The sequence below is a fragment of the Vibrio sp. B1REV9 genome, assembly GCF_905175395.2.
Taxonomy (GTDB): domain Bacteria; phylum Pseudomonadota; class Gammaproteobacteria; order Enterobacterales; family Vibrionaceae; genus Vibrio; species Vibrio alfacsensis.
On the sequence record NZ_HG992745.1, the window covers coordinates 1,455,212 to 1,481,945 of the forward strand.

Here is a 26,734-nt window from a genome sequence, read left to right on the forward strand (position 1 = left end):
GTTTGCGTCAGCATTTTTTCTGTTAAAATGCGCGCCAACTTAAGATGAAGAAAACATGAATTGGTTAGATTTTGTCATTTTAGGTGTGATCGGATTTTCAGCTCTGATCAGTTTAGTTCGCGGTTTTGCTAAAGAAGCTTTGTCTTTGGTGATTTGGTTCGGAGCATTTTTTATCTCCAGTAATTACTACGCCAAATTGGCGGTGTATTTTACCAACATCGAAGATGACATGTTTCGAAACGGAGCCGCAATTGCGGCGTTATTCGTCGCAACCTTAGTGGTTGGTGCAGTGGTGAATTACGTCATTGGTCAACTGGTACAAAAAACAGGGCTATCAGGTACTGACCGAATTCTCGGTGTTGTGTTTGGTGGTTTACGCGGAGTACTGATTGTTTCTGCGTTGCTGTTTTTTATGGATGCGTTTACTGCATTCCCAAGCTCGGATTGGTGGAAAGAATCACAGTTGGTCCCTGAGTTCAGCCGTATCATTGCCCCATTCTTCGAGCACTTACAAGCAACATCAAGTTTTTTGTCTGGCACTATTAAGTAGTGCCAGCTACTGTCGCAAATCGAGGATCAGGACATGTGTGGTATTGTTGGAATCGTGGGCACAACGCCTGTAAACCAGTCTATTTATGACGCGTTAACGGTGTTACAGCATCGTGGCCAAGATGCCGCTGGTATTTGTACCATAGAAAGCAATCGTTTTCGTCTGCGTAAGGCGAACGGTTTGGTGAAAGAAGTGTTCGAAGCAAGACACATGCAACGCTTACAGGGTGAGGTTGGTATTGGTCATGTTCGTTACCCAACTGCAGGTAGTTCAAGTGCCTCTGAAGCTCAACCTTTCTACGTAAACTCTCCTTTTGGTATTACCTTAGCTCACAACGGCAACCTGACTAACGCGAATGAAGTCCGTCAGAAACTGTTTGAAAAAGATCGTCGTCATATCAACACCACCTCAGACTCTGAAGTGCTTTTAAACGTACTTGCACATGAGATCGATACGGTAAAGGGCAATGTGACGGCTGATGATGTTTTCCGCGCGGTTACAAACGTACACCGTACAATCCGCGGCGCTTATGCAGTAGCGGCAATGATCATTGGCCATGGCATGATTGCTTTCCGTGACCCACACGGTATTCGCCCTTTGTGCTTAGGTAAGCGTGAAGTCAATGGCAAAACAGAATACATGGTCGCGTCAGAATCAGTCGCATTGGATGCGGTTGGTTTCGACTTTGTTCGCGATGTTGCGCCAGGTGAAGCGATTTATGCAACGTTCGATGGCGAGCTATTTACGAAACAGTGTGGTGACAATCCAAAACTGAACCCATGTATTTTCGAATTCGTTTATTTTGCCCGCCCAGATTCGTTTATCGATAAGATTTCCGTTTACAGCGCACGTGTAGAGATGGGTAAAAAGCTTGGTGAACGTATTCGTGAAGATTACGCTGAACTTGATATTGATGTGGTTATCCCGATTCCTGAAACATCGTGCGATATTGCGTTGCAAATTGCTCAAGCTATTGATAAACCATACCGCCAAGGTTTCGTGAAAAACCGTTATGTAGGCCGTACCTTTATCATGCCGGGTCAGCAACAGCGTAAGAAATCAGTTCGTCGTAAACTGAATGCCATTCGCTCTGAATTTAAAGGCAAGAATGTACTGCTTGTTGATGATTCAATTGTGCGCGGAACAACATCTGAACAGATCATCGAGATGGCTCGCGATTCAGGTGCAAACAAAGTGTTCATGGTTTCTGCGGCACCAGAAGTTCGCTTCCCGAACGTTTATGGTATTGATATGCCAAGCGCCACTGAACTTATTGCTCATGGCCGTGATAACGACAGCATTTGTAAACAAATTGGCGCAGATGCACTGATTTATCAACGTCTTGATGATCTTGTGGAAGCTGTTGGCCTTGGTAACCAAAACATCAGTCAATTCGATACCTCAGTATTTAATGGCGAATATGTTACGGGAGATATTGACCAGCAATACCTCGATTTCCTTGATGGTCTGCGGAATGATGATGCGAAGACGCAAGCTGAAATTCAGCAAGATCTTGCTAATTTAGAGCTGCACAACGAAGGCGCTTAAATAGCACTTCTCAATATAATATGAAAAACCAGAGCTTCAAAGGCTCTGGTTTTTTGTTTCTATTCGTTTATGTTTTTCAGCTTAGTGAATGTTGTAAGCAATCACGAAGTCGATGAACAAGCGCACTTTCTCTGGTAAGTGATCTTTGTGGTTGTAAAGCATGTAGATGTCGCGCGGGTTTGCACTCCAATCTGGAAGAATACGCACTAAATCACCACTTTCAATGAACTCCTTGATCATTACATCCGGCATTAACGTGATGCCTAAACCCTCAGAACATGAACTGCGAACTACATTCAGAGCGTTTGCTTGGAAGCGGCCTCGTTCTACATTCACGACAGATTCCCCCTTGCTATTGATGAGTGTCCACTTAATGAGAGGGTATCCTTTAAGTAAAGAGTGATTGGACAACTCTTCTGCATGATTTGGCGCAGGGTTAGTGGCTAAGTAATCTGGGCTCGCGACCAAAATATCTTTCACTTCACCAATCTTACGAGCAATTAGACTTGAATCGCGTTGTGGACCAACTCGGAAAATAACATCCCATTCAGTTGGGTCTAACTGATCTGCATTACTTTCTGTCGTTAGCTCGATGTTGATGTCCGGGTATTGCTGCATAAAGCGATTAAACATCGGCATCATCATGCGTTTGGTGAGATTGTATGGTGCAGAAATTTTGATTTTTCCTGATGCGCCACGGCAATCATCGGTAATTTCTTCGGCAGCAGAAGTCAGTCTTTGTAAAAGTGGGGAACACTCATGATAAAAACGTTCGCCTGCTTCTGTAAGAGAAAGTTTACGCGCATGGCGGTTCAGCAGCCTTAGGTTTACTGAGTCTTCAAGCGCTTGAATGCGTCGAGTGATCGTCGCCACAGGAATCATGGTCTTACGCGAAGTTGCAGTATAGCTCCCATTTTCGACAACTAATCGAAACAGGTTTAAATCATCTAATTTCATATTTCCAGACACACTCAGTTACCATTTGGACTAATTTATAACTAACTTTGCAATCAAAGGTTGCGTTAAGTCAACATGTTGCATTATTTGAACACACTACCCCTTAGTGAGTAAACACTGTTTAATAATCGAATATTTGTATATATGCTAATAACAAGCTACTTTTTAAGGCAAGGTGAAAGGGCCTGATGTCTTGCTGCATAGCGATCTGTAAGATGTGAATAAAATAAGAATAAGAACTTCAAATTTGTTTTTTGACTGAGCTTTGTGAGGTAAAAGATATGCTTAAAACTCACAGTCAAACGGCAATGGTCTCGGCGCAGGAAGTGGTTCATCACAAACTGATAATGTTAGTTGACGATGATCCAGTATTTCGTGGAGTGACTGGTGCCTATCTAGGCAGCCAAGGATATAGCCTGGTAGAAGCTGAGAATGGCTTGGAGGCTCTTAAGTTGTTAAGAGAATACCAACCAGACTTAGTGATATGTGACTTGTCCATGCCTGTCTTAGACGGAATAGAGTTTGTTGAGGAAGTGAGCCTTGAATATCCATCTATGCCATTAATTGTTGTATCCGGAACGGATGAAATGTCTGACGTTGCTAAAGCACTACGATTTGGCATTAAAGACTTTTTGGCAAAACCAATTATAAACTACGAGCACTTATCAAAAGCGATAGACAATACGCTAGAGGACAGTGATTGCCATTTTTCAGAACAGCGTGATTTTGCCAGTCAGTGGTTTCGGGTTGATGACGGTGGGGAAATGCCTGATGAGCAAGAACTCTACTGGCATTTAGAGTATTTGCAGCAAAACCCTAATGCAGCTCGAGATTTATTGCATGCGTTGTTGCCAGAGAAAGACACATCTCAAGGCGATTGGAAGTGCTCTTACCGCTTGTTGCAATCGACTGATGTGATGCCACTTGTTTTTGATTACCGTTGGTTAATGAACGGGCAATTTGTTTTTTATTTAGTAGATTCAGCCTCGCTAGAGCATGCCGGCGTCGCATCGACATTATTAGTTCGAGCATTGTTTGATGATTACTTAAGAAATCTCAATAGCTTTAGCGCGGACCTTAAAGATCTGGCAGGAATTGTAGAGAAAGGCATTCAGTGTTCGAACGGGACTGGTGCCGTCAACGCGCTATTTGGTATGGCTGATTTGGCTTCTTCATCGGTTTCTATTTTACCAGCAGGGTTAGATAGCCAGTGGTCAGATGGCCATGATAACCAACACATCGCTGCGGGTAATCAGTTAGGACACGGTAGTATGAAGAACTTTATTACCAGAGACTTGCCGATTGATGTTACCGGACAGCTGACAATAGGGTGCTTAGGGTCATCGAGTTTTAGCTTGAATATCGTTCGTAAAAGTCGGCTAGCGTAATATTTACTCACAAATTAACAAAGCAGCGTATTTGCGCTGCTTTTTTGTATAAAAATAATGCTACTGGGATCGCTTTAGAATAATAACCTTGCTTTTGATCGGTGTTTAGAAGACTTTGTTTGCGGTATATTTGTGTTTCAACAATAAATGCTCATTTGTGTAACGATGCATTAACTCTGAACGGGTTGGCGTTGAGGCAATGAGGGAAGTACAGTTAACGAGTGAGAATAAGCAACATGGCAGACAAAAATTTTAAAGAGCCTTATAATATTTTTTACTTCTTGGGTTTCATTGCAGTCCTTTTAATCCCAACTTTACCTGCAACGTTAACCTGGTTTCGCGTAATGAACGGTTACGCAGGTTTTTAATCGCGTGTTTGTTTTTGGAGTCCACCATTCGTATCAAGCGTTATTTCTTCAATGTTGCTGGTGGACTTTGTTTAATTCTAGGCATTTTGGGTATCGCCCTTCCACTCCTACCAACCACTCCTTTTATTCTTTTAGCTAGCGCATGCTTTATGCGAGGGAGCCCTGCATTTCACAGTTGGCTTCATGAGCACAAAACATTTGGTCCAATACTAAAAAATTGGCATAACAATCGTGCCGTCACCCGTAAAGTAAAACAGCGTGGTGCCGTATTTATCGTGCTTAGCTTCTTCCTTTCTATTTTTGTTGTACCTCTTCTGTGGGTGAAAATTGCACTTTTAGTGATGCTAATCGTTTTACTAAGTTGGTTTATACGCTTACCTGTGATTGAGTTGGTTGCTGACCGAGAAGAAAATCACTAAGATTGTAGAGAATAGTGTGCCCACTCTTCGAGTGGGCGTTTGTATTTTCAGCGCTTGTGACATTTATGAAAGTAAATCCATAGTGGTGAAAACCTATTGTTTGTTGCCCTCGTGATGTTGCGATAAGAATAGAGGGTGATAGACCAATCTAAGTAAATCGGTATTATGACTACAGAAACAATCTCACTGATCAAATCTAGCATCCAAAGCATTCAAGATTACCCAAAACCGGGCATTCTATTTCGTGATGTAACGAGCCTTTTAGAAGACGCACAAGCTTATCAAGCAACGATTAATCTATTGGTTGAACGTTATAAAGACATGGGCTTTACAAAAGTAGTGGGTACAGAAGCTCGTGGTTTTCTATTCGGTGCTCCTTTAGCGCTTGAACTCGGTGTAGGCTTTGTTCCTGTGCGTAAACCAGGCAAGCTACCACGTCCTACTATCGCGCAGTCTTACGAGCTTGAGTATGGTGTTGATACACTAGAAATTCATACTGATGCTATCGTTGACGGTGATAAAGTACTTGTTGTTGATGATTTGCTAGCGACAGGTGGCACTATCGAAGCGACAACAAAACTGATCCGTCAACTTGGCGGTGAAGTAGAGCATGCGGCGTTCGTGATTAACCTACCAGAAATTGGTGGTGATAAGCGTCTAGAAGCGCTAGGCCTGAACGTATACAGCATTTGCGAGTTTGAAGGACACTAATACATTCGATGAGTTATTTAGCTTTAGCGCGAAAATGGCGTCCTAACAAATTTGAACAAGTCGTAGGTCAGCGTCACGTCCTTACTGCTTTAGAAAATGCGTTAGCGCAAAATCGCTTACACCATGCGTACCTATTTAGCGGTACTCGAGGCGTTGGTAAAACGTCGATTGGCCGCTTATTTGCAAAAGGTCTGAACTGTGAAACGGGGATAACAGCTAACCCATGTGGTGAGTGTGATACTTGCCGTGAGATTGATGAGGGTCGCTTTGTCGACTTGTTAGAGATCGATGCTGCATCTCGTACTAAAGTTGAAGATACTCGTGAACTATTAGATAACGTTCAGTACAAACCTGCTCGCGGGCGCTTTAAAGTGTACCTCATTGATGAGGTGCACATGCTGTCGCGTCATTCTTTCAATGCGTTGTTAAAAACTTTGGAAGAGCCGCCGGAATACGTGAAGTTCTTGTTGGCAACAACGGATCCACAAAAGCTGCCAGTAACAATTTTGTCTCGTTGTCTGCAATTCCATCTAAAACCAATCAGTGTTGATGATATTCATCAGCAACTTGATCATATTTTGGAAAAAGAGCAAGTCTCTGCGGATGCGAGAGCGCTCGGCATGATTTCTCATGCAGCCGATGGCAGTATGCGTGATGCTTTGAGCTTAACCGATCAAGCGATTGCTTTGGGTAACGGGTCGATTCAAACCGACATTGTTAGTCATATGCTCGGTACGATTGATACAGACCAAGCTATTCATTTGCTTGAGTCGATCAGCAGTAAGCAACCTCAACAAGCAATGGATAAGATCCAACAACTTGCTTCGAATGGTGTTGAGTGGGATGGTTTGCTTCAGCAAATCGCTACCCAATTACATCGCGTGGCAATGTATCAGGCACTGCCATCGACGTTGGATCAAGCTCAACCTGACGCTGAAAAAATTGAATTATTGAGTAAAGCGCTGACACCTCAAGATGTGCAACTTTACTATCAAATTGCGTTAAAAGGCCGTGAAGACTTAACCTTGTCGCCAAATGGCCGTGTCGGCATGGAAATGATCGTATTGCGTATGATGGCATTCCGTCCCGCGACGAACACTCATGCGAATATTATTTCGACGGCTTCACCGTCTCAATCTGTTCCGACTCATGGGGCAAGTCAAGTAAGAGAAGTGTCGCAGCCAACCTCTCAAGCGTCATCTTCGCATGCCCAAACGCAGCTTTTACAGGATTCGCAACGAGCGAGGGGCGATGCTTCTAGCATGGCAGCATCATCACTTCCTCCCGCGGCGAACCCACAAGTTCCCCCGATGCCTGATGCCTCGCACTATTCGCCGGAATACCAGCCTGGACATGATGTGGCACCGGCACAGTATGATATTGCGCCTCCAGTGGGTGGAAGCTCTACGTCCGTAGAACATGCGCATCAGCAGCGTCAGGCAGCGTCTGAAGCACCTGTACGCACTGGCTTAGGCGGACTTCGTCATCAGCTTCGCTCCCAACGGCAGGGACAGCAACAAGCGACAAACCAAAGTGGTGGCCCAAAAAAGTCTAGAACGACATCTGCAAGTAAAGACTCGGTTATCAACCGTGTAGCGCAACTTCATGGCAATTCTGCGCAGGTGTCGTCTAAAGCCATCCCTCAAGCTGAAAAGCAAAAAATTGAGGATGAAGCATACCGTTGGCGCCCTAGTAAGCCAGTAGAAAAAAAAGCCAAAACGGAACTGACACCGACACAGCTCAAGCAAGCTTTAGAGCATGAAAAAACGCCAGAGATGGCGCAAAAATTGGTTGATGAATCACTCGAGAAGAGCGAATGGGCGAAGTTAATTAGCCAAATGGAGACACCAAAATTGGTGGAACAATTGGCTCTTAACTCGCACTTTGACAAAACAGACTCGAGTGTTTCACTACAATTAAGAAGTAGCCAAGCACATTTAAATACTGACAGAGCACAAAGTGAATTGCTGAGTGCGCTGAATACAGTGTTAGGTGAAGATTGCCACCTAAGTATCGATATAAGTGAAAATGGTGAAACGCCTTTAGAGCTTAGAGATAGGCTCTATCAAGAGAAATTACAAAAAGCTCTCAACAGTTTAGAAAACGATCCACATGTTCAATTTATTGAACGTCGATTCGCCGCAGAGCTTGATAAAGATAGTGTTCGGCCTATCTAAAAATTGAACGGAGTGGGGTTGAAAATGTCTATTGATAGCCCCATTTACAGATGCAACACCTAATGAAACCAGAGAGATAAACATGTTTGGTAAAGGCGGTATGGGCAACCTAATGAAGCAAGCCCAGCAAATGCAAGAACGCATGCAAAAGCTTCAAGAAGAAATCGCGAATATGGAAGTAACCGGCGAGTCTGGTGCTGGTCTAGTTAAAGTAACGATCACTGGTAGCCACAGCGTGCGTCGTGTTGACATCGATGAAAGTCTGATGGAAGACGACAAAGAGATGTTAGAAGATCTGATCGCTGCTGCGTTCAATGATGCTGCTCGTCGCGTTGAAGAGACACAAAAAGAGAAAATGGCTTCTGTTACTGGCGGTATGCAATTACCACCAGGCATGAAAATGCCATTCTAATCTGCTGAACTCTAATTAAGCGGATTTTAAATGCGTACCAGCCATATGCTGGAACAATTGATGGAGGCCTTACGTTGTCTACCTGGGGTTGGCCCCAAGTCGGCACAGCGTATGGCCTTTCATTTGTTACAGCGTGATAGAAAAGGCGGTCTGCAACTTGCAGATGTGCTGAGCCAAGCCATGACGGAAATCGGTCATTGTAATGAATGCCGAACTTTCACTGAGGAAGACGTCTGCCATATTTGTGCCAACCCAAAACGCCAAGAAAACGGCCAGATTTGTGTGGTAGAAAGCCCGGCGGACATTGCGGCAGTAGAAGCTACTGGACAATATTCTGGTCGATACTTTGTGCTTATGGGGCATTTGTCGCCGCTAGATGGCATCGGTCCAAGTGATATTGGGCTTGATGTATTGGATTATCGTCTTCGTCGTGGTGATGTTACGGAAGTGATTCTTGCCACCAACCCAACGGTTGAGGGTGAAGCAACGGCACACTATATCGCTGAACTGTGCAGAGAACATCAAGTTGAGGCGAGTCGCATCGCTCATGGTGTTCCTGTTGGTGGTGAGTTGGAGCTTGTTGATGGGACAACGTTGTCTCATTCACTACTGGGTCGACATAAGATTTAATAAAAGCCGCTTTACGAAAGCGGCTTTTTTGTGTGAGAGCGTCTGTTTTATACAAGAAAGCAAGTCTCTATTCGAGGTAGCTAGGTTTATTCGAGAGTGCTAGTCGTTTGATTCACCAGCGAGAAGATTCTTGTAAATCAGCGCACCGAGAATGCCACCCACGATTGGTGCAACCCAGAATAACCAAAGTTGGGATACAGCCCAATCACCAACAAATACAGCGACACCCGTACTACGTGCAGGGTTAACTGATGTATTGGTTACAGGGATGCTGATTAAGTGGATCAGAGTTAAACATAAGCCAATTGCGATAGGAGCGAACCCTTGAGGTGCGCGTTTATCTGTCGCCCCCATAATGACGATTAGAAACATCATCGTCATGACAATTTCTGCTACGAGTGCTGCTGTTAAAGAGTATTGACCAGGAGAGTGCTCACCATAACCATTCGCAGCGAAACCTGAGCCAACCACATCAAAACCAGCTTGCCCTGTCGCGATGACGTAAAGAATACCGCCTGCGATGATGCCTCCGATCACTTGTGCGATGATGTAAGGCACGACATCTTTGGTATCAAAACGACCACCGGCCCATAAGCCGACAGTAACAGCAGGGTTCAAGTGGCATCCAGAAATATGACCGATTGCGAACGCCATCGTTAAGACGGTTAAACCAAAAGCAAGAGACACACCTAGTAGACCGATACCTAAATCTGGAAAACCTGCTGCCAAAACCGCACTACCACAGCCACCAAGCACCAACCAAAACGTGCCAAATAACTCTGCCATATACTTATTCATATTATTTCCTATATTCGGGATGAGATTACCCGCTGAACATAGTTGAGAATTGTCAGCTGCGTGTGAGTGGAGATAGAAAAGTTGGATGAAAACAGTGATATTGAATTGGCTGTTTCATAATTGAGACGGATTTAAAGGCAATAGAACGCAGATAAGCGGTCTACTATCTCATCAACATAACTGAAGGATTAGGTAATTTGCTCTAGTTCGGTAATATTCGTCAGTGCTTCTTGATTGCTTTTGCCACATACGACAGGGCATGGCTTAAAGTCATGACACACTTTTGGGCGCTCGGGATTACCAAAGAGTTTGCATAGATTATCGTCATTCAATTGAATACAACGTTCACCTGCAGGTTTGCCGTTTGGCATCCCAGGAATAGGAGAGGAAATACTCGGTGCGATACAGCACGCCCCACAACCCAATCGACAATCCATCATAAAACCCTCGCAAAAAATAAGGGGGCATTATGGCGATTTCTGACTAGATTGGAAGCGTTATCTATTTAAGTCTTGTCAACTGGGTCAAGCTTAGACCTATGCAGATATTCAGCAAAACTTGAACTTTTTCTGTTAGAGGGGTATAAAACGCACCCAATCCCACATCGTAATAAGTAGTAAACGTAATGAGTACTCCATTTTGGCAAAGTAAATCGTTGGAACACATGACAGAAGAGGAATGGGAATCTCTCTGCGATGGTTGCGGTAAATGTTGTCTGCATAAACTGATGGATGAAGATACGGATGAGATTTATTACACCAATGTGGCTTGCAGTTGGCTAAATAGTAAAACGTGTTCATGCAAAGATTACCCGAACCGTTTCACATCGGGTGAAGAGTGCACAAAGTTAACTCGAGAAGATATTGAAGACTTTACGTGGCTACCTCATACCTGTGCGTATCGTTTACTGGCAGAAAAACAGTCTTTGCCAGAATGGCATCCTTTGATCACCGGATCGAAGTCGGCAATGCATGCAGCAGGTGAAAGTGTGCGAAACAAAGTGGTGTATGAAATTGATGTGGTGAACTGGGAAGACCACATTTTGAATCACCCAAATCGTCAGTAGCTAAAAACGAGAACGTTAAAACTGAAATGTTAAAACAGTGATTCAAACAATAAGCCTTTCAACGGTACCTAAGGTCATTTACAGGTCGCGATGTGAAAGGCTTCTTTGTATTGATTTTTTTAGCGTCGTCGGCTAACCCCGAATAAATCGGTTATAAACAAACAGAAGAACGAAAGCACCTAATGTCGCAGTGACGATACTGCCGATATTCACGCCATCAGCACCGCCTAGACCAATAAAACTGCCCAAGAATCCACCTACAAACGCCCCTAAAATTCCGAGCACCATCGTAGCTATCCATCCGCCACCATCGTTACCAGGCATGAGCCATTTTGCTAATGCACCGGCAATCAACCCCAAAATAATCCAAGATAAAAACCCCATAAATACTCCTTTTTAATGATTCTTACGTTAACAATGATAGTTCATATTTAACTGTTTATTTGAAATAATAATTAACTGATAACCATAGCAATATAGCCAAGGATAAGAACCAGTACCGATGTCAATGCATAGGGCACAGAGTAGCCAATGGCAGGCATATCACTATGGCTTGCATCTTGGGCACCTTTCATTGCTGGTGTGCTATTTCTTCCTCCAGCACAAGCGCCGGCAAGAATTGCTGGGTTTAATTTCCTAAAATACAAGCCATAGAGCCAAGCAAGAAGAGGTGGCACAAGTGCTGCAGCGACCCCTTCCATCCATGTTTGGCAAAATGTAGCCAGGTTTTGTCGTGAGTTTCCATCAAGCATTAACTCATCATGGACCACCTGATAAGCGTGATTTGGGGAGTGTTCATTTTCGGGAATGCGATATTTTGGCATGACGACAGATAAATATTTTGAAGAGTAAACATCATCGAGAATTGAGCCGCGTACGGCTGACTTTTTGTGCAGAGGTATATGCATTTCCTTCGCGTTTAGTGATTTTTTGATTGAGTGCCTAGCAAGGGGTAAACTGCTCAATATTCCCAAATAATTTCAAATTGGTTGAACCTTATATTTTGAAGTCATAAGGGTATCTTTACTGTAGTAAAGATTTTTAATTGTTGCTGTGTCGGTTCATATACTAAAAATGCAGAATTTGAAGAACAGTACAAAGGCGTTAGTAAATAAAGGCGTTGGCGCAAGTTTGACATTTTAATTATGAATTACCGCCCAACGTGCTTATTGATGTAGTAGACTCTAGGCATATGTTTTCACTGCCTAATAGGCGAGTTTTAACTCGGTGACCGTCTCTTGTGAGGTAAATATGACCTGCCGATATTCTTTTACACCGCGTTCTCGTGCGGCCGCACTTTTCAGTTTTTTGCTTGCTTGTATTCTGAGTTTGGGGCCTATTACGATTCATGCAACAGAGGCGAATAGTGAACAACAAACCTCTCTCGCTGAGCGAACGATTGATAATATTAATCAAGATATTTTGGATTTGTCTGCCACGCTTAAACAAGCCACTGGAGATGAGCGAGATGCTTTGCAACTGCAACTTTTTCAGAAAAATGAAGAGCTGAGAAATCGTCTTTCAGCGGCAATAAATAACAAATCCATTCCCAAAGAAAAGCTCATTGCACTCGTTAGAACGCAACAAAAATATTCAGATGGTTCATTTGCTTATTTAGATGATCGTGTCAAAGTGCTCAATGAACAAATTAACACGGCGAAAGATCAAGATAAGCTCTCTCTTGTTAATGTTTACCGCGAGCTTCAGCAGTACTTAGATGTCAGCTTCGAAGCAGGTTCGCAGAACTTAATTTGGCTGAAAGAGCTGGGTGTTCAAGATAATGAAGCAGAGGAAGTATTTAAAGATAGCGTTGATAAGCGCATGCGTCTGCTGTCGGCTTCTATTGAGTACCTAAATCAGCAAAAAAAGTTTATTGGCGCACAAATATCGTCAAGCCCTGAGTCAGAAAAAACGGCGTTGCAGTTGAATGAACTTATCCTCAAGCAAAGGTTGGATATTGCGACGAATAGCTTACGTTCATTGATTTCGATAGGAGATGGACTAGGGCTAGAAACTTCAGAATACCAACGTCAGATCTTTGAAGTAACGGGCAGCATCACGCATGATTTGCTCAATGCCAAAGTAGTGCTGTCTATTCTAAGCCATTGGTCTAGCTCTGCTGGGGATTGGTTTGCAGAAAATGCTGCACAACATATATTTCAGCTTTTTGTTTTTGCCTTAATTCTTTTGATCGCACGAGCGCTCTCGAAACTGACACGAAAAGTGGTGAGCAAAGCCGTCGCGTCTAAGAATTTAAAATTGTCCCATCTAATGCAAGATTTCTTTATTTCGATGTCTGGCAAGGCAGTATGGGTGATTGGTATCATGGTCGGTTTGTCTCAGATAGGCTTGAACCTCGCGCCTATCCTGACCGGTTTCGGTATTGCTGGTGTGATCATTGGTTTTGCATTGCAAGATACGCTATCAAACTTTGCGGCAGGCATGATGTTGTTGATTTATCGCCCGTTTGATGTTGGCGATTTCGTTTACGCGGGTGGCGTAGATGGTAAAGTAAGCCACATGAGTTTGGTGAACACCACAATTCGTACTTTCGACAACCAGATCATTATGGTGCCAAACAGTAAGATTTGGGGCGATGTGATTAAGAACGTTACGCATGAGCGTATTCGTCGAGTCGATATGGTTTTTGGTATTGGCTACGCTGACGATCTGTTGAAAGCCGAGTCTGTGTTGAATGACATCATCACTTCCCATCCTGCGGTTCTTCGCTCCCCAGAGCCGATGATTAAAGTACACACTTTGAATACATCTTCTGTTGATTTTATTGTCCGCCCTTGGGTAAAAACGGATGATTATTGGGATGTATACTGGGACGTAACCAAAGAAGTGAAGTTGCGCTTTGATCGTGAGGGGATCTCTATTCCTTTCCCCCAACAAGATGTTCACTTGCATATGGTGAGCAACGATAAACAAGATGCATAGTGCTGCTTTAACTGATGGGACTTCCGTCGGTTAAATTTATTCAATGAGTCAGCCCGCTTTGAAATACCAAAGCGGGCTTTTTTACATGGGGGCTTGGGAAAGTGTTTAGAAACGTTTACCTAAGCTCACTTGTAAACCATCATAACGGTCGTAGAAGTCATCAAACCCCATCTCTGCAACGTTGTAGATGTATTCGGCTCGTAGCCAAATGTCTTTGTTCATATCCCACTGTATGCCCGCACCAAGGTTGAACAACGCACCTGAGTCATCCGTCACCTTTTGAACTTCAGGTACGTACATTTCAGCTTGAGTACCTAATGCAGTGACTCGACCAAATAGGGACAGAGGTGTATCACCTAGATTGTCGCTGGTCATCACTACCGACATACCCGCTTGATAATAATGCAAGTCCAGATCAAGGTTTGCTGAGCTATTTTTCAGCTCACTTTGTGAATAGCGTAATACCCCTTCAAAAGCGAGGTATTGATTTACGTGATAACCCCAGCCAACGGTAAGATGAGGTGTTGACCATTCGCTATCTCGATCCGTACCAAAGTCTGGCGTATCAAACCCAACATGACCTGTACCCAAATAGAGGTAAGATTGATGAGCTTGCTCTTGTGCTGCGAATACTGGCATGGCTACTGTCAATGCGGACAATAATAGGATAGCGTTTTTCATAACTTAGCGGTAACCTTTGGAAAAGACTATTTTTAATTAGTATTAAATTAATCAATAAGATAACTGGCCATATCATATCAGTCTTTTGGGTGAGTGCGTGATTTAAGGTGAGAATTTGCTCTGTTTGCACAAATTTTCTGCTTCATTCTGTTGCGCGTAGTTTGCTGCTCTAAACTCTGAGATGTGTGGTTAGCTCAATAAAGGAAAGTAAAGTGGCTGAATTTAAATACAAAAATCTAACGCAAGAAGAGCAAGATAAGCTGGATGCAGCAACATTTCGTCGTTTATTGGCGCACTTGGATGCGAACAAAGATGTGCAAAATATCGATCTGATGATTCTTGCGGGATTCTGTCGAAATTGCTTTAGCAAGTGGTATAAAGCTGAGGCGGAAGATCGTGGTATGGATATTAGTATTGATGACGCTCGTGAGCGCGTATACGGTATGACTTATGATGAATGGAAGCAGAACCATCAGCCTGAAGCTACACCGGAGCAGCTTGCCGCATTTGAAGCGCGTCAAAAGAAGTAATACCAATAGTAGTGAATAGTTAGTAGTAAATCACTAGTGGTAAATAAAGGGGCATCCTAGTTTGTTATCATGCTCGACAATGTCGTTTGAACGCCGGTTAGTATCATTCTGCATCAAATACAAAATAGCCCGCTAACTTGCGGGCTGTTGTTTCTCTAGCGTGTTCGTTTTACTTAGTAACTGGGCCGCAGCATGTTGGTTCGACACAGCCTTTTGCTTGAATGATTTCAAGTTGAGTCAAGTATGGCTGGATATCACCAATGTTTGTTTTTACCCATTCTGCGTCGTAATACGTATCTAGGTAACGCTCACCTGAGTCACAAAGTAGAGTCACGATAGAGCCATTTTCGCCGCGTTGTTTCATTTCGCAAGCAAGTTGAAGAACGCCGTAAAGGTTAGTTCCCGTAGATGCGCCAACTTTGCGACCAATTAGGCCTGATACCCAATGTGCTGTTGCAACACTTGCTGCATCCGGGATTTTGCGCATTTCGTCAACGACGCCAGCAATGAAGCTAGGCTCAACGCGTGGGCGGCCAATGCCTTCGATTTTACTTCCATTCTCACCTCGAATGTTTGCATTGCCTGACTGGAAGTAGTCAAAGAATACGGAGTTATCAGGGTCAACGACACACAGTTTTGTGTCGTATTTTTGGTAACGGATAAAACGTCCGATGGTTGCAGATGTGCCACCAGTACCTGGGCTCATTACCACCCAACTTGGGATAGGGTGATCTTCTAGCTTCATTTGGCTGAAGATGGAGTTAGCGATGTTGTTGTTACCACGCCAGTCTGTCGCGCGCTCTGCGTAGGTAAATTGATCCATGTAGTGACCGTTAAGCTCTTCTGCCAGACGGCGAGACTCATCATAGATTTGGTCTGAACGATCAACAAGGTGTGCTTTACCGCCATAGAACTCGATCTGCTCAATTTTTTTACGAGCAGTGCTCTTTGGCATCACCGCAATAAAAGGTAAACCAAGAAGGCGTGCGAAGTAAGCCTCAGAAACGGCAGTGCTGCCTGATGAAGCTTCGATAACCGTTGTCTCAGGACCAACCCAACCATTACAAATTGCGTAAAGGAATAGTGAGCGTGCTAGTCGGTGCTTCAATGAACCTGTTGGGTGCGTACTTTCATCTTTCAGATAGATATCAATACCTTCTAAAGATGGAAGATCGAGTTTGAATAGGTGAGTATCGGCAGAACGTTGGAAGTCAGCTTCAATTTTACGGACTGCGTTATTGATCCAGTTGTGGTCTGTGCACATAACATGGCTCCTTGGAAATTTGTAGGGTATTTTTTTTGTCTATAAGGCTAATCTACCTATAAACTTAGAGAAAAACTTTGCTAATATTGCTTTGTTATTCATCAATGGTAGAAAATTTTTCTCCTAAATACGGAAGTTCTAGGAATGAGCTTAGATAAATTAGATAGGCAGTTACTTTCTTTACTCCAAACCGATGCTACTTTGTCTTTGAATGACTTAGCTGAACGCATCAATCTGACCACCACACCATGCTGGAAACGCCTTAAAAAGCTAGAAGATGAGGGATATATTGAAAAGCGAGTGGCATTGCTCAACGCAGAAAAACTCGATCTGTCCTTTATCGCTTTTGTGCAATTGAAAACCAGCGATCACTCAGAGGATTGGTATCATCACTTTGTTACGACGGTGAGTGATTTTCCAGAGGTGATGGAGTTTTATCGTATGGCGGGAGAATACGACTATATGATGAAAGTGTTGGTTCGGGATATGAAGCGTTTTGATGAGTTTTATAAACGCTTAGTGAATAGCGTGAAAGGCTTATCTAATGTGACCTCTACCTTTGCGATGGAGCCGATTAAGTACACAACAGAACTGCCTATTAGTTTTTAATAGGACGGGATAGTAGAGCGATATCAACGGTGTAAAGAGGGATAGCAAGGGAGTGAAGCTGCTCCCTTGCTATCCCTCGTCACACGGACGATTGCATCGCGTAAACTATCGCATCACGTGGATTGTTACATTACTTGCTATTATCATGGTATGCCGTTTATTTGGTAAAACGCATAACACCTTCTTGCACGGCTGTGGCGACAAGGTGACCTTGTTGGTTGTAAATTTCGCCACGCACTAAGCCTCTGGTATTACTCGCTGTTGGGCTTTCTATTACGTAGAGAAGCCATTCATCCATTCTAAATGGGCGATGGAACCAAATGGAGTGATCGATCGTTGCGACTTGGAAGTTTGGTGTCATTAGTGACACTTCATGGGGGAATAGCGCCGTCACTAAAAAACCCCAGTCTGAAGCATAACCAAGCAAATATTGGTGAATCAATTGGTTCTCTGGCATATCACCATTAGCACGTATCCAAAGGTACTGTTTTGCTTCTGCTTTTTTTGGATTGAGTGGATTAATGATATTGACTGGTCGTGTCTCTATCGGCTTTTCACCACATATAGTTTTGCGAAGCTTCTCAGGCAAATACTCGGCAATGTGGCTTGCGAGTTCGGTTTCTGAGGGGAAGTTTTCTGGTCCGGGAATGTCAGGCATTGTATTTTGGTGATCAAAGCCCGGCGCTTCTCCATGATATGATGCCGTAAGATAGAAGATCGGACGGCCATTTTGGATGGCTTTAACGCGTCGAGTACTAAAACTGCGGCCATCTCTTAAATTCTCAACATCATAAATGATAGGCTTTTCAGGATCACCAGGGTAAAGAAAGTAGCTGTGAAAAGAATGGACAGTACGTGTTTCCTCGACGGTATATCGTGCTGCTGATAATGCTTGCCCAATCACCTGACCGCCATAAACTTGAGGTAAACCTAGGTTCTCGCTTTGTCCACGGAACAAGCCTTCTTCTAATTTTTCGAGTTGTAATAGGCTCAGTAATTCTCGTAGTGGTTTACTCATGATGTTTCCTCACCGTTGTGACTTTAGTTGCTTCAATTATGAAACAAATTCAATTGTTTGATAATTTCTAACTTAGTTAAACTATTGTCAAATAAAACCATTTCATGCAGACAGTTTAATAAACAATCTCTATACTTAGCTCGAATTGATACATGCTATGAGGCTAATATGAAAAAAACGCTACTACTTGTTACTTCTTTATTGTTTGGTGCAGCGCTTGTGGGTTGTCAATCATCTCAAGTGACTGAAGTTGAATCCGCGGAGGCATCAATGAATACAATTACAGGTACAGTGGCATACCGAGAGCGCATTGCATTACCTCCCCATGCCGTTGTAACCGTTGCACTTGAAGACGTGTCTTTAGCTGATGCTCCAGCAAAAGTGCTAGCAAAACAGACATTCGAAACCGCAGGTAAGCAAGTGCCTTTTGCATTTGAATTAAGCTACAACAGTAATGATATCAAACCAAATCATCGTTACAGCTTACGCGCTCGTATTGAAGTTGATGGTAAACTGCGTTTTATTAATGATACTAGCATTCCAGTGATTACTGATCCTGATCAAACACATGAAGCGAATATTCGTCTAGTGGGTACGCGATAATTGTTACCAATGCAGGACTAAAAATGGCAGCTTAAGGCTGCCATTTGTACTTTCTGAGAGATACTTTCCCAATTTCAGACACTTCAACGCCCTCAGCTTCGAGTTTGCGCTTCTGCCGTTGAAGCTCCTCACCTTTTAGAGAAATTTTACCCTGACTATTAATGACACGAAACCAAGGTAACTGGCTACCCTCAGGTAAGTTACCGAGGGCTTTCCCTACATGTCGTGCATAGCCTGGGTAGTTAGCTAACTTTGCAATTTCCCCATAAGTGGTCACTTTTCCTTTTGGAATTTGGTGAATTACAGCAAAGATTTGCATTAAAAATTGGTCCATACTCAAAGTATCCACTGTGATTTACCAAGGAATGGTAATATACATGGCTTGTACTTTTCTATTGATATTGTTCCTTAACGTCACCTGCTACTCATCATTTTATTTGGCACTGTCGCCTTTTTTGAGTAGGTTGTTGATTATCTAAATAATTGTAAAGTACAAATAGGAGTTTGAGCTTAGCTCAAAGCAAAACCCACTCAATCGCCGTTTCTATTTCGTTTCATATGCGGTTGGGTTACCAAGTCGGTTGGGGAAGCCAGGAGGCATTATGATTTTTTCGACACTTCAATTTTTGGTTACCACATTACTAGCGGTCGTTTGTGCTCGCGCGATCAGTCTAAGTGATGGGGATATTCCCGTTCTCACATTAATGATTCCTGCGCTATGGATCCTGCCTCAAGGTGGGTTAGCAGGATTATTATTGCTTGGTGCAATGACAGTTTATGGGCTCACGCTGTCGACACAACCTATCGCGCTTTCTATTGGAATATTGATTCTTTTTCCACTTCTCATGGTCGTGTTTTCTCGACGCAGCTCTTTCGGTGTATTGCTCACCGCTGGCTTAATTGTTGTCACGCTTCAAATCGGTATTATGGTGACACAGCAAGCGGGTAAGTTGGGAGGATCGGCATGGTTGACCATAGTACAAACGGTCTCTGTAATTCTCATGTGGTGGGCTGCAACTCAATGGAAGCCATCTTCGAAACATGGTTGGTGGTCATTGTTGTTACTGTTACCTCTCTGGCTGGCCGATTTGCCTTATGCGGTACTTATCGCGCTTAGTATCACTGGAATATTGGCCTCAGTGGAAGTACTGACCAGGATAAAAAATCCAATGCGTTGGGGGAAACTATTGTGTTGGACTCTACCAACGGTGGGCTTTGCCGTGCTAGTCGTCAGTCCTAATATTGAAGTGCCGAACCCGGTTTTTGTTGTTTGGTTGTGCTTGCTTGGCACGGCTTGGATGACAGACTACATTCTTCGCAGTAACGATGAGCAAGCGGAACTTTGACAATGAGTTGTGATATATCATTGAATAGTGACAGAAGCGACACTCTATTGATTTAGTTATGCATTAGAGATAGTAATGCTATATGGTTAGTCATTCATAATGAAAAAATCACTTACAATAATAAATATACGTCGCCACCTATATAATTAGTCAGATCAATGAGTCAGGAGGGCATAGCGTTATCCGGACGCTGTATCTATCTTTGTTTAGACACGTTTCCAAGCTGTTATGTAGGTAGATAAGTATTAGAAATGTCTATCATGGTTAAAGTTGTGCGAAGTTTGTTGTTTTTGGCTTGCTTGTTGTTCAGTTTATGCGTTAAGGCAGAAGTAACAACGCTAAGTACTTATAAAGTAGCGACAGAAGCAGACGATGTTGTTACACGAGTATTGTTTGATGCGATTGCCAAAGAATTTAGCATTCACATCGAATATGTTACTTATTCAAATTTTGACGCGATTCTTGAAGCGGTCGCAAAGGGTGAAGCCGATTTTGCTGGCAATATCACCTATACGGAGGCAAGGGCAAAGCGCTTTAGTTACTCTAGGCCAACCAATATTGAATATACCTACCTTTATGCTATCAGTGACCTCTCGTTGCGTGATACTTCCGTTATTGGCGTTCCGCACGGCACTATCTATGCGGATCTTATTACAGAGAATTATCCATACATCACGTTAATCGCTTATCAAGGTCATGAAGAAGCAGTATCACTAATGCGCACTAGGCGGGTTGATGGTGTTGTCGATGCAATCAATCAGCTAAAACCAATGTTGCTTGAGGGGTTTGATGCGACACTACTTAATGATCATATCTCCATTAAACCGGTGTCGATTGTCAGTCGAAAAGGGATTCACATTGATGAGCTAGAGAAGTTTTCCTCATTTATTCATAGTGAAAAAGTTCAAAAGCTGTTGCGACATGAAATTACGCAATATCAATTTGAATTGCGTCAAACGGCATTACGAGAATCGATCAAAACACTACCTTTTGATTTGGATAAGCCGATCACAATTAAGTTTGAGCCACTTTACCCTTATGTTGTTTATCAACCAGATGGCTCAGTTAACGGACTGACCGCAGATGTTGTGTTGAGAAGCTGCGATATATTGGCGCTGAATTGTCAGGTTATCAGTAACCCTGATGAAAGTTGGGAGTCAATGTACCAAGAGTTTATCAAAGGTGATTTTGACGTTCTTGCTCCATTTACGATTAGTCAAAAACGCCAACATTTTAGCCACTTCCCACAACCTCATTATTCTCCCGCAGCCGTCATGGTGAAAAGACTGGGGTATAAAACCAACGTGTATTCCCATGTGTCACAATTGATTTCTGAGCGTATTGGTGTCGTTAAAGACGACTTTTTTGATCAGATGCTAACCAGAATGTTACCGCTTAAAGACATTCATCGTTACCCATCCCAGCCTGAGCTCCTTGATGCCATGCTCGCAAAAGAGGTGGACTATATTCCGATGGATACGGCGATGCTGAATCATTTATTGCGCCAAAGTGAGCTGATCCCAATAGAGCAGGACAACGCGATAGGTGAGTTTTATCATTCTCAATTGTCCATTGGTTTGGTGGACAATGAACGAGGCGGATTATTGGCACCGTACTTTAGCCGTGCGATTTCAATGTTGGATTTAGAAAAAATCATTGCTACGTATGATTTACGGCCAGATTGGCGAACCGCGTTGGAATATGAAATACGGTTAGCTAATCAGACACAAGTGTTGTTTTTTTCCGTGCTGGTTGTGGCAGTTGGAATCTCCTTGTATCTCTATAGACAGTCAAATACAGACAATCTGACGGGGTTAAGGAACCGACGTGCATTGCAAGTTAAGTATCGTAATGGCTTTTCTAAAGACCTGACCATACTTTATTTAGATATTAATAAGTTTAAGAAAATCAATGATACTTATGGTCATCAATCAGGGGATGAAGTGCTAAAACTTATCGCTGCAAAAATACGTCGGGTATGGGATGGAACAGGTTATCGGATTGGTGGTGATGAGTTTATTCTCCTCGGGTACCCATCAGACGAGCAGTTAGCGCTGGCATTGAAAGAGTTACGCAAGTTGGGTGCTAAAGATGGCCTCGTTGGTGATATCAGTAAGGTAACTATCTCGGTTGGCGTGTCTAGACAGCGGGAACGCTTTGTTAGTTTGGAGAAAGGTTTGCACTTAGCAGACGCTGATATGTACAACAGCAAAATGAGATCAAAGCCAGTGGACACCAATCAGGCAACAGCATGCGAGGTGGTAGGGAAGTAATTGAATGACTTTTGTTCAAACAGAAGTAAAAACAACAAATACATCGTTTTAGCACTTGCAATCTATGGGGGGATACTGAATAATCCACCCATCATTTGAGACAAGCTCTCAAAACAGAATTATGGGGCTCTGGTCCTCTCGCAACAATAGCTCGTGAACTCGGTCAGGTCCGGAAGGAAGCAGCCGCAGCGGGTGACTTGTGTGCCGGGATGTGGCTGGGGTCCCACCCTTTGAAAGCCTCGCTATAACAGCGAGGCTTTTTCGTTTCAATGTGTTTCTTTCTTTACCAAGAGCACTTCCAATCCGAAAAATTAACTGCTCAGGTTTATCCAGTTTCTTTTGCATATTTTTGTGATGCGATCTTTGCACTCAAGAAAGCCATTTCAAGAGTAATAAGCCTTGGAAATAATGTCGTTATAATCAGTGACCGTTTGATTGGCGAAGTAGTGTCGCCTTAAATAACTCCAAACTTGTTCTAATAGGTTTGGTTATGGTGAGTTTTCTGAAGTCGGTATTATTAAGGCTATTCATCCTCAGCTTGTACTGTTAGTTTTTGTAGCCTTAATTCGAACACACTTTCCCTAATTAGTATTTTTTACTTGAGTGGCATTACTGAGGATGCTTTAGTTTGTGTTAACTCGTAGTTATATTTTTCGACCATTAATTTTGAAGCAGGAATATTCACGATGACCTAAGGTGAGATATAAAACTCTGTGATCGTTTTAATGAGGGTCTCCAAAGTATAGGGCTTGTAAATAACAATATTCATACCTGTCTTGATGGCTTTGTCGGCATTGATTCGGGAGTCTTCTGCGGTACAACCAATCACAGGTATGTGTTTCGTGTTTGGATTCTGTCGTATTTTTTGTGTGAGTTCATAACCATTCATTATCGGCATGTGGCAATCCGTTATGACCATATCGACTTTTCCAACATTGTTCAATAAATACTCATACGCTTGTTGACCGTCAGACACGCAATAAAATGCAATCCTCAAATATTTGAGTTGTTTTGTAAAGATCAATCGGTTGATAGGATCATCGTCGACAACTAGAATAAAGCCGCAGTAGGAGGGCATGGCTTGATTGACACTATGATTGTTTTCATTTTCACAGATCTGCTTGAGAAGTAGATCTGGATAAATATTGTCAAAGCAATGTTTTAGCTTAGGGATATTGCTTTTAGGAATTACTGCGACAGGTACTTGCCAACTTAATAACCAATTCATAAGTTGCTCATTCTCAGTATAAATACTTTTTGTTTTACAAAGTGATAGTGCTTTGAATTTGGCAGGCAATAATATTTCTATGCTTGTACCTAAGCCAAGTTGGCTAGTGATGGTAATTGTTCCGGACATGAGATCTACTAACTTTTTCACTATTGCCATACCAAGTCCAGATCCGCCAAATTTTCGTGATATAGAACGATCGGCTTGCACAAATGGTTGATAGACAAGTGATAATTGCTTCTGCGTCATACCACAACCGGAGTCCTGCACTGTGATTTGAAGTATAGTTGAGGTATGTTGGATGCGGATGACGACAGCTCCTACATGAGTAAATTTGATAGCATTATTGATGACGTTGCTCAGTATCTGAATAACTCTTGACCAATCAAGGCTCGCGATGGCCAATGGTGTAGAAGACCAGTTTACAATAAAGTCGATATTGTTGTTTTTAGCCATGGCTTCAAAAGTTCTCAATACTGGGCCTAGCTCATCGAAAATATTTCCGTCCTCGGAGTCCAGTATAAATTGCTCAGCTTCAATTTTAGAAAAGTCTAATATATCGTTAACAAGTAGACTTAAGCGTTTCGCTGATTGCTGTGCACTTGATAGCAACTCTTGGTTTTCGAGTGTTTTGATTTCAGGGTTGAGTAACTCAAGAAGCCCCATGATTGCGGCTAATGGTGTTCTAAGTTCATGACTGATCGTCGCGAGAAATGCTTCTCGAACATGCAGCGCGTTGATGGCTTCCGCCCTCGACTCGGCTAGTTCTTTTCGATGGATTTGATGACTCGTACAGTCCGTGTACATTAAAACTCGATATTCGATATTCGATATTCGATATGAGTGAACGGGCTGATGATCCGTTCGCGATATACTTGGTAATACTTGCCATTGATTGAACAGTTATTTTTCCAAACAGTGAAGTCTTGATTAGATTGATTAGATTGATTCGAGTTGAGAGAATCTAAGAATTGACATAACGTTAGTTTACTCGTGCACTTGCTTTGTTTACACCCTCGCATACATTGATTAAATTCGGTATTGGCAATAATGGTTTCATTATTTTGGTCAACAATAGCGATCATGCCAGGAAATTTTTCAATCACAGTATTTAATAACATTAACTGCTCAGAAGAACGTTTTAGTTGCAGATCTTTTTTATTTACTTCCAAAGAAATTAGATGAATTTTCTTTCGAAATAATATTCCAGAAATTATAATTGACAGCACAAATACAATCGATATGCATTTGAGAAACTGTTTGTTGTTCTCGTAAGAATATTGAATGTTTTGATGTTTTTGTGATGTGAGGTTCTGTGCATGGATGTGGTCATTCTGAATGCTTAGGCCTAATTTATTGATGAGTAGATGTGATAACCTCATTTCAAACAGAGTTCTTGTGGCTAGTTTGAATGCGAACTCAATTTGTTTTTTCTGATTATTCAAATCATAGAGAGAGTGAACTATGTTTTGTTCACGGTTTAAATAATCCCGTTCTCCATAAAGTAGTATTATTAAATGAGATGTTATATTTGGCGTAAGGCCTATGCTCGAAATTCTTTTAATTCCTAACTCATTGCTAAAAGAAAAGGAAGAATAAAATAAACAAACTAGAATAATTATTTTAGGGAAATAAAACATAATACACAAATAGGGGAGTAGTATTTTAAAATATAAAAATCACATCAATTGTTGGTATCAATTGCTGTAAATGTTAGTTTGAGATAGACTTTCGGTAGTAAGATGGAGTTACACCAAAAGTGCTTCGGAATCGCTTTCCAAAGTATGACGGACTTTGAAATCCACATTCATATGCAATTGACTTAATTGACAGATTTGTTTGAATTAACAGATTTTTGGCGGAATTAAGACGCTCAAATATCAATATTTCAGAGAATGTTACGTTATTTTTTTTTAGAATTCGATAAAGCGTCGATTTTGAAATAAATAGCTGATTACATATGTCTTTAACGGCCCACCGATACTTTAAGTCTGAACGAATTATTGCAATGATGTTTTTTTGGATTATATTACACATGATTTTTTTGATAGATTGGTGTCTAACTTCTGACTTTATTGAGTTCTTTAATCTACGAGTTTCTAGTAAGTGCTTTATCAAATTATCGATGGATGCTATATTTTTATTAGTAAATCTATAAAAAGTAATTGAAAAAATATTTTCATCAGTATGATACACAGCTATACGTACTGTAGTTCCTTTGGGTATGAAAATAAAATCGTGTGATTTAAACGATATAATATTGTGCCTGTACGATATAAATCCCGTTCCATTTGTAGATATGACATGGTTACGTTTATTACACCACTCTTTTTGGATCGCTAGGCAGGAGGTTTTCGTTAATTTGAACTGGCGTGCGACGAAATTATTTACTTTGCTCACTTTTTTCTCTTGCTAAATAAGTGACAACTTTGTTGGGAAATGATAATAATACCCTTGCCCAAATGCACTAAAATTGGAGATCGACTCCGATTCTTGTTCAGTTTCTATCCCTTCAACGACAATTCCTTCGACAACAAATGGAGCGAGCACAAAGAGAAGTGATGAAAGCATATTTGGTGTGTTTCCAAATTCTTTAATGGTAGAAATTTCGATTTTTATTCGATCCCATTCTATCTCTCCAAGTGTTGTATTTGCTTTTACATTATCGAGGCTATAGTTGTCTAACCAAAGCTTAATTCCTGCCGATTTTAACATATATAGATTTTTTCGTAGCAGCGGATTATCTATGTTTACATCTATGTCATTAATTTCTAATGCGTATTTTAAATCAGAAAAACTTAGTATTTCTGTAATAAAGTCACTATCTTCTAAACAGGATAATGTCAAATTAATAGTGGGAGGGTGTGGTAATTTCTTTCTTCGAGCATATTTGAGTTGGATTAAAGATAACTTTTTAATGAATTGTCCATCCACGCTATCAAAAAAGTCGGAATTTTCAAAAGTTTCCCCTGATTGGTGTGTTAGTAGGGATAGCACTTCATAATAAATAGTAGAATGAGAGCGAATATCAATAATTTTTTGAAAATGGAATTCAGTTTTTATATAAGATTTTCCGTTACTGATGTAGTATGCATCGCTTGAATAGTTAAAATTTAAAGTTTGCATGACCGATTTCGTGTATTGATTCAGTTTGTGATGAAAGCACCATAATCATGTATCCACTTTAACAAAGGAAATGAATAAGTTGTTTTTAC

General features: G+C 41.9%; 27 protein-coding genes, 1 other RNA gene and 2 pseudogenes. 16 read left to right on the top strand and 14 right to left on the bottom strand.

The genetic code is table 11. The features are described from left to right. Window positions 1–55: 55 nt before the first annotated feature. On the top strand, window positions 56–550 hold the full coding sequence (locus KHN78_RS12240; protein WP_211916234.1) for a CvpA family protein: 495 nt from the start codon (window positions 56–58) through the stop codon (window positions 548–550). A 33-nt stretch (window positions 551–583) separates the two neighbouring features. Continuing rightward, the gene (gene purF, locus KHN78_RS12245; RefSeq protein ID WP_211916235.1) at window positions 584–2,098 is read left to right on the top strand and encodes an amidophosphoribosyltransferase; all 1,515 of its coding nucleotides are present in this window, start codon (window positions 584–586) and stop codon (window positions 2,096–2,098) included. 81 nt (window positions 2,099–2,179) lie between these two features. Here purF and KHN78_RS12250 read toward each other — a convergent pair whose 3' ends face one another. Next, complete coding sequence (locus tag KHN78_RS12250) at window positions 2,180–3,055, bottom strand: LysR family transcriptional regulator (protein ID WP_128812252.1); 876 nt, start codon at window positions 3,053–3,055, stop codon at window positions 2,180–2,182. Window positions 3,056–3,336: 281 nt separating this feature from the next. On the opposite strand from KHN78_RS12250, the gene KHN78_RS12255 reads away from it, so the two are divergent. The 6 genes from KHN78_RS12255 (at window position 3,337) to recR (ending at window position 9,160) form a co-directional block, all read left to right on the top strand. Beyond that, window positions 3,337–4,443, top strand: coding sequence for a response regulator (locus KHN78_RS12255; RefSeq protein ID WP_211916236.1), 1,107 nt, complete (start codon window positions 3,337–3,339; stop codon window positions 4,441–4,443). Between the two features lie 382 nt (window positions 4,444–4,825). Beyond that, window positions 4,826–5,230: a YbaN family protein gene (locus KHN78_RS12260; RefSeq protein WP_211916237.1), complete on the top strand. Its 405-nt coding sequence runs from the start codon at window positions 4,826–4,828 to the stop codon at window positions 5,228–5,230. A 165-nt stretch (window positions 5,231–5,395) separates the two neighbouring features. Continuing rightward, window positions 5,396–5,941 carry an adenine phosphoribosyltransferase gene (gene apt / locus KHN78_RS12265; protein ID WP_211916238.1) on the top strand — a complete coding sequence of 182 codons (546 nt, stop codon included), beginning with the start codon at window positions 5,396–5,398 and terminating at the stop codon, window positions 5,939–5,941. An 8-nt stretch (window positions 5,942–5,949) separates the two neighbouring features. Further along, window positions 5,950–8,118, top strand: coding sequence for a DNA polymerase III subunit gamma/tau (dnaX, locus tag KHN78_RS12270; RefSeq protein ID WP_211916239.1), 2,169 nt, complete (start codon window positions 5,950–5,952; stop codon window positions 8,116–8,118). A gap of 82 nt (window positions 8,119–8,200) precedes the next feature. Then, complete coding sequence (locus tag KHN78_RS12275) at window positions 8,201–8,530, top strand: YbaB/EbfC family nucleoid-associated protein (protein ID WP_005460082.1); 330 nt, start codon at window positions 8,201–8,203, stop codon at window positions 8,528–8,530. 30 nt (window positions 8,531–8,560) lie between these two features. Further along, the gene (gene recR / locus KHN78_RS12280) at window positions 8,561–9,160 is read left to right on the top strand and encodes a recombination mediator RecR (RefSeq protein WP_211916240.1); all 600 of its coding nucleotides are present in this window, start codon (window positions 8,561–8,563) and stop codon (window positions 9,158–9,160) included. Between the two features lie 99 nt (window positions 9,161–9,259). Here recR and aqpZ read toward each other — a convergent pair whose 3' ends face one another. Both aqpZ and KHN78_RS12290 read right to left on the bottom strand, forming a co-directional pair. Next, window positions 9,260–9,958, bottom strand: coding sequence for an aquaporin Z (gene aqpZ / locus KHN78_RS12285; protein ID WP_211916241.1), 699 nt, complete (start codon window positions 9,956–9,958; stop codon window positions 9,260–9,262). A 188-nt stretch (window positions 9,959–10,146) separates the two neighbouring features. Further along, window positions 10,147–10,395 carry a YkgJ family cysteine cluster protein gene (locus KHN78_RS12290; protein ID WP_211916545.1) on the bottom strand — a complete coding sequence of 83 codons (249 nt, stop codon included), beginning with the start codon at window positions 10,393–10,395 and terminating at the stop codon, window positions 10,147–10,149. A gap of 188 nt (window positions 10,396–10,583) precedes the next feature. Here KHN78_RS12290 and KHN78_RS12295 point away from each other — a divergent pair, with 188 nt between their 5' ends. Continuing rightward, window positions 10,584–11,024: a YcgN family cysteine cluster protein gene (locus KHN78_RS12295; protein ID WP_211916242.1), complete on the top strand. Its 441-nt coding sequence runs from the start codon at window positions 10,584–10,586 to the stop codon at window positions 11,022–11,024. Window positions 11,025–11,156: 132 nt separating this feature from the next. On the opposite strand, the gene KHN78_RS12300 is transcribed toward KHN78_RS12295, so the two are convergent. From KHN78_RS12300 to KHN78_RS21835, 3 genes and pseudogenes are all read right to left on the bottom strand, one after another. After that, window positions 11,157–11,408: a GlsB/YeaQ/YmgE family stress response membrane protein gene (locus tag KHN78_RS12300; RefSeq protein WP_211916243.1), complete on the bottom strand. Its 252-nt coding sequence runs from the start codon at window positions 11,406–11,408 to the stop codon at window positions 11,157–11,159. Window positions 11,409–11,479: 71 nt separating this feature from the next. After that, window positions 11,480–11,719 (bottom strand): annotated as a pseudogene (locus tag KHN78_RS21830) (transporter); the annotation flags it as partial. Continuing rightward, window positions 11,720–11,926: pseudogene (locus tag KHN78_RS21835) on the bottom strand (glutamate decarboxylase); the annotation flags it as partial. Between the two features lie 349 nt (window positions 11,927–12,275). Here KHN78_RS21835 and KHN78_RS12310 point away from each other — a divergent pair. After that, the gene (locus KHN78_RS12310; protein WP_211916244.1) at window positions 12,276–13,967 is read left to right on the top strand and encodes a mechanosensitive ion channel family protein; all 1,692 of its coding nucleotides are present in this window, start codon (window positions 12,276–12,278) and stop codon (window positions 13,965–13,967) included. A 105-nt stretch (window positions 13,968–14,072) separates the two neighbouring features. Here the strand turns inward: KHN78_RS12310 and KHN78_RS12315 are convergent, their stop codons facing one another. Continuing rightward, window positions 14,073–14,648 carry a porin family protein gene (locus KHN78_RS12315; protein ID WP_211916245.1) on the bottom strand — a complete coding sequence of 192 codons (576 nt, stop codon included), beginning with the start codon at window positions 14,646–14,648 and terminating at the stop codon, window positions 14,073–14,075. A 212-nt stretch (window positions 14,649–14,860) separates the two neighbouring features. On the opposite strand from KHN78_RS12315, the gene KHN78_RS12320 reads away from it, so the two are divergent. Further along, window positions 14,861–15,178: a DUF1244 domain-containing protein gene (locus KHN78_RS12320; protein ID WP_211916246.1), complete on the top strand. Its 318-nt coding sequence runs from the start codon at window positions 14,861–14,863 to the stop codon at window positions 15,176–15,178. 169 nt (window positions 15,179–15,347) lie between these two features. On the opposite strand, the gene KHN78_RS12325 is transcribed toward KHN78_RS12320, so the two are convergent. Further along, on the bottom strand, window positions 15,348–16,442 hold the full coding sequence (locus KHN78_RS12325) for a PLP-dependent cysteine synthase family protein (RefSeq protein WP_211916247.1): 1,095 nt from the start codon (window positions 16,440–16,442) through the stop codon (window positions 15,348–15,350). Between the two features lie 144 nt (window positions 16,443–16,586). Between KHN78_RS12325 and KHN78_RS12330 the strand changes: the two genes are divergently transcribed. After that, window positions 16,587–17,051, top strand: a complete 465-nt coding sequence (locus KHN78_RS12330; protein WP_211916248.1) for an Lrp/AsnC family transcriptional regulator — start codon at window positions 16,587–16,589, stop codon at window positions 17,049–17,051. 157 nt (window positions 17,052–17,208) lie between these two features. On the opposite strand, the gene tesB is transcribed toward KHN78_RS12330, so the two are convergent. Continuing rightward, window positions 17,209–18,069, bottom strand: coding sequence for an acyl-CoA thioesterase II (gene tesB, locus KHN78_RS12335; protein ID WP_211916249.1), 861 nt, complete (start codon window positions 18,067–18,069; stop codon window positions 17,209–17,211). Window positions 18,070–18,237: 168 nt separating this feature from the next. On the opposite strand from tesB, the gene KHN78_RS12340 reads away from it, so the two are divergent. After that, window positions 18,238–18,672 carry a YbaY family lipoprotein gene (locus KHN78_RS12340; RefSeq protein WP_211916250.1) on the top strand — a complete coding sequence of 145 codons (435 nt, stop codon included), beginning with the start codon at window positions 18,238–18,240 and terminating at the stop codon, window positions 18,670–18,672. A gap of 31 nt (window positions 18,673–18,703) precedes the next feature. Here KHN78_RS12340 and KHN78_RS12345 read toward each other — a convergent pair whose 3' ends face one another. Beyond that, complete coding sequence (locus tag KHN78_RS12345; RefSeq protein ID WP_211916251.1) at window positions 18,704–19,006, bottom strand: MGMT family protein; 303 nt, start codon at window positions 19,004–19,006, stop codon at window positions 18,704–18,706. Between the two features lie 268 nt (window positions 19,007–19,274). Here KHN78_RS12345 and KHN78_RS12350 point away from each other — a divergent pair, with 268 nt between their 5' ends. The 3 genes from KHN78_RS12350 to ffs all read left to right on the top strand — a co-directional run bounded on the left by KHN78_RS12350 (window position 19,275) and on the right by ffs (window position 22,515). After that, window positions 19,275–20,018 carry a hypothetical protein gene (locus KHN78_RS12350; RefSeq protein ID WP_211916252.1) on the top strand — a complete coding sequence of 248 codons (744 nt, stop codon included), beginning with the start codon at window positions 19,275–19,277 and terminating at the stop codon, window positions 20,016–20,018. Window positions 20,019–20,278: 260 nt separating this feature from the next. Further along, window positions 20,279–22,291: a GGDEF domain-containing protein gene (locus KHN78_RS12355; protein WP_211916546.1), complete on the top strand. Its 2,013-nt coding sequence runs from the start codon at window positions 20,279–20,281 to the stop codon at window positions 22,289–22,291. A gap of 127 nt (window positions 22,292–22,418) precedes the next feature. Further along, an RNA gene (gene ffs, locus KHN78_RS12360) (signal recognition particle sRNA small type) lies at window positions 22,419–22,515 on the top strand. 467 nt (window positions 22,516–22,982) lie between these two features. Here ffs and KHN78_RS12365 read toward each other — a convergent pair. The 4 genes from KHN78_RS12365 to KHN78_RS12380 all read right to left on the bottom strand — a co-directional run bounded on the left by KHN78_RS12365 (window position 22,983) and on the right by KHN78_RS12380 (window position 26,645). After that, window positions 22,983–24,326, bottom strand: a complete 1,344-nt coding sequence (locus tag KHN78_RS12365) for a hybrid sensor histidine kinase/response regulator (protein WP_211916253.1) — start codon at window positions 24,324–24,326, stop codon at window positions 22,983–22,985. Beyond that, window positions 24,326–24,640, bottom strand: coding sequence for a hypothetical protein (locus KHN78_RS12370; RefSeq protein WP_211916254.1), 315 nt, complete (start codon window positions 24,638–24,640; stop codon window positions 24,326–24,328). Before KHN78_RS12370 ends, KHN78_RS12365 begins: the two co-directional genes overlap by 1 nt. Before the next feature lie 592 nt (window positions 24,641–25,232). Continuing rightward, a complete protein-coding gene (locus KHN78_RS22155) occupies window positions 25,233–25,556 on the bottom strand; it encodes a helix-turn-helix transcriptional regulator (RefSeq protein ID WP_223917786.1) in 324 nt (107 codons plus the stop codon). A 375-nt stretch (window positions 25,557–25,931) separates the two neighbouring features. Then, window positions 25,932–26,645 carry an EAL domain-containing protein gene (locus KHN78_RS12380; RefSeq protein ID WP_211916256.1) on the bottom strand — a complete coding sequence of 238 codons (714 nt, stop codon included), beginning with the start codon at window positions 26,643–26,645 and terminating at the stop codon, window positions 25,932–25,934. Window positions 26,646–26,734: the final 89 nt, after the last annotated feature.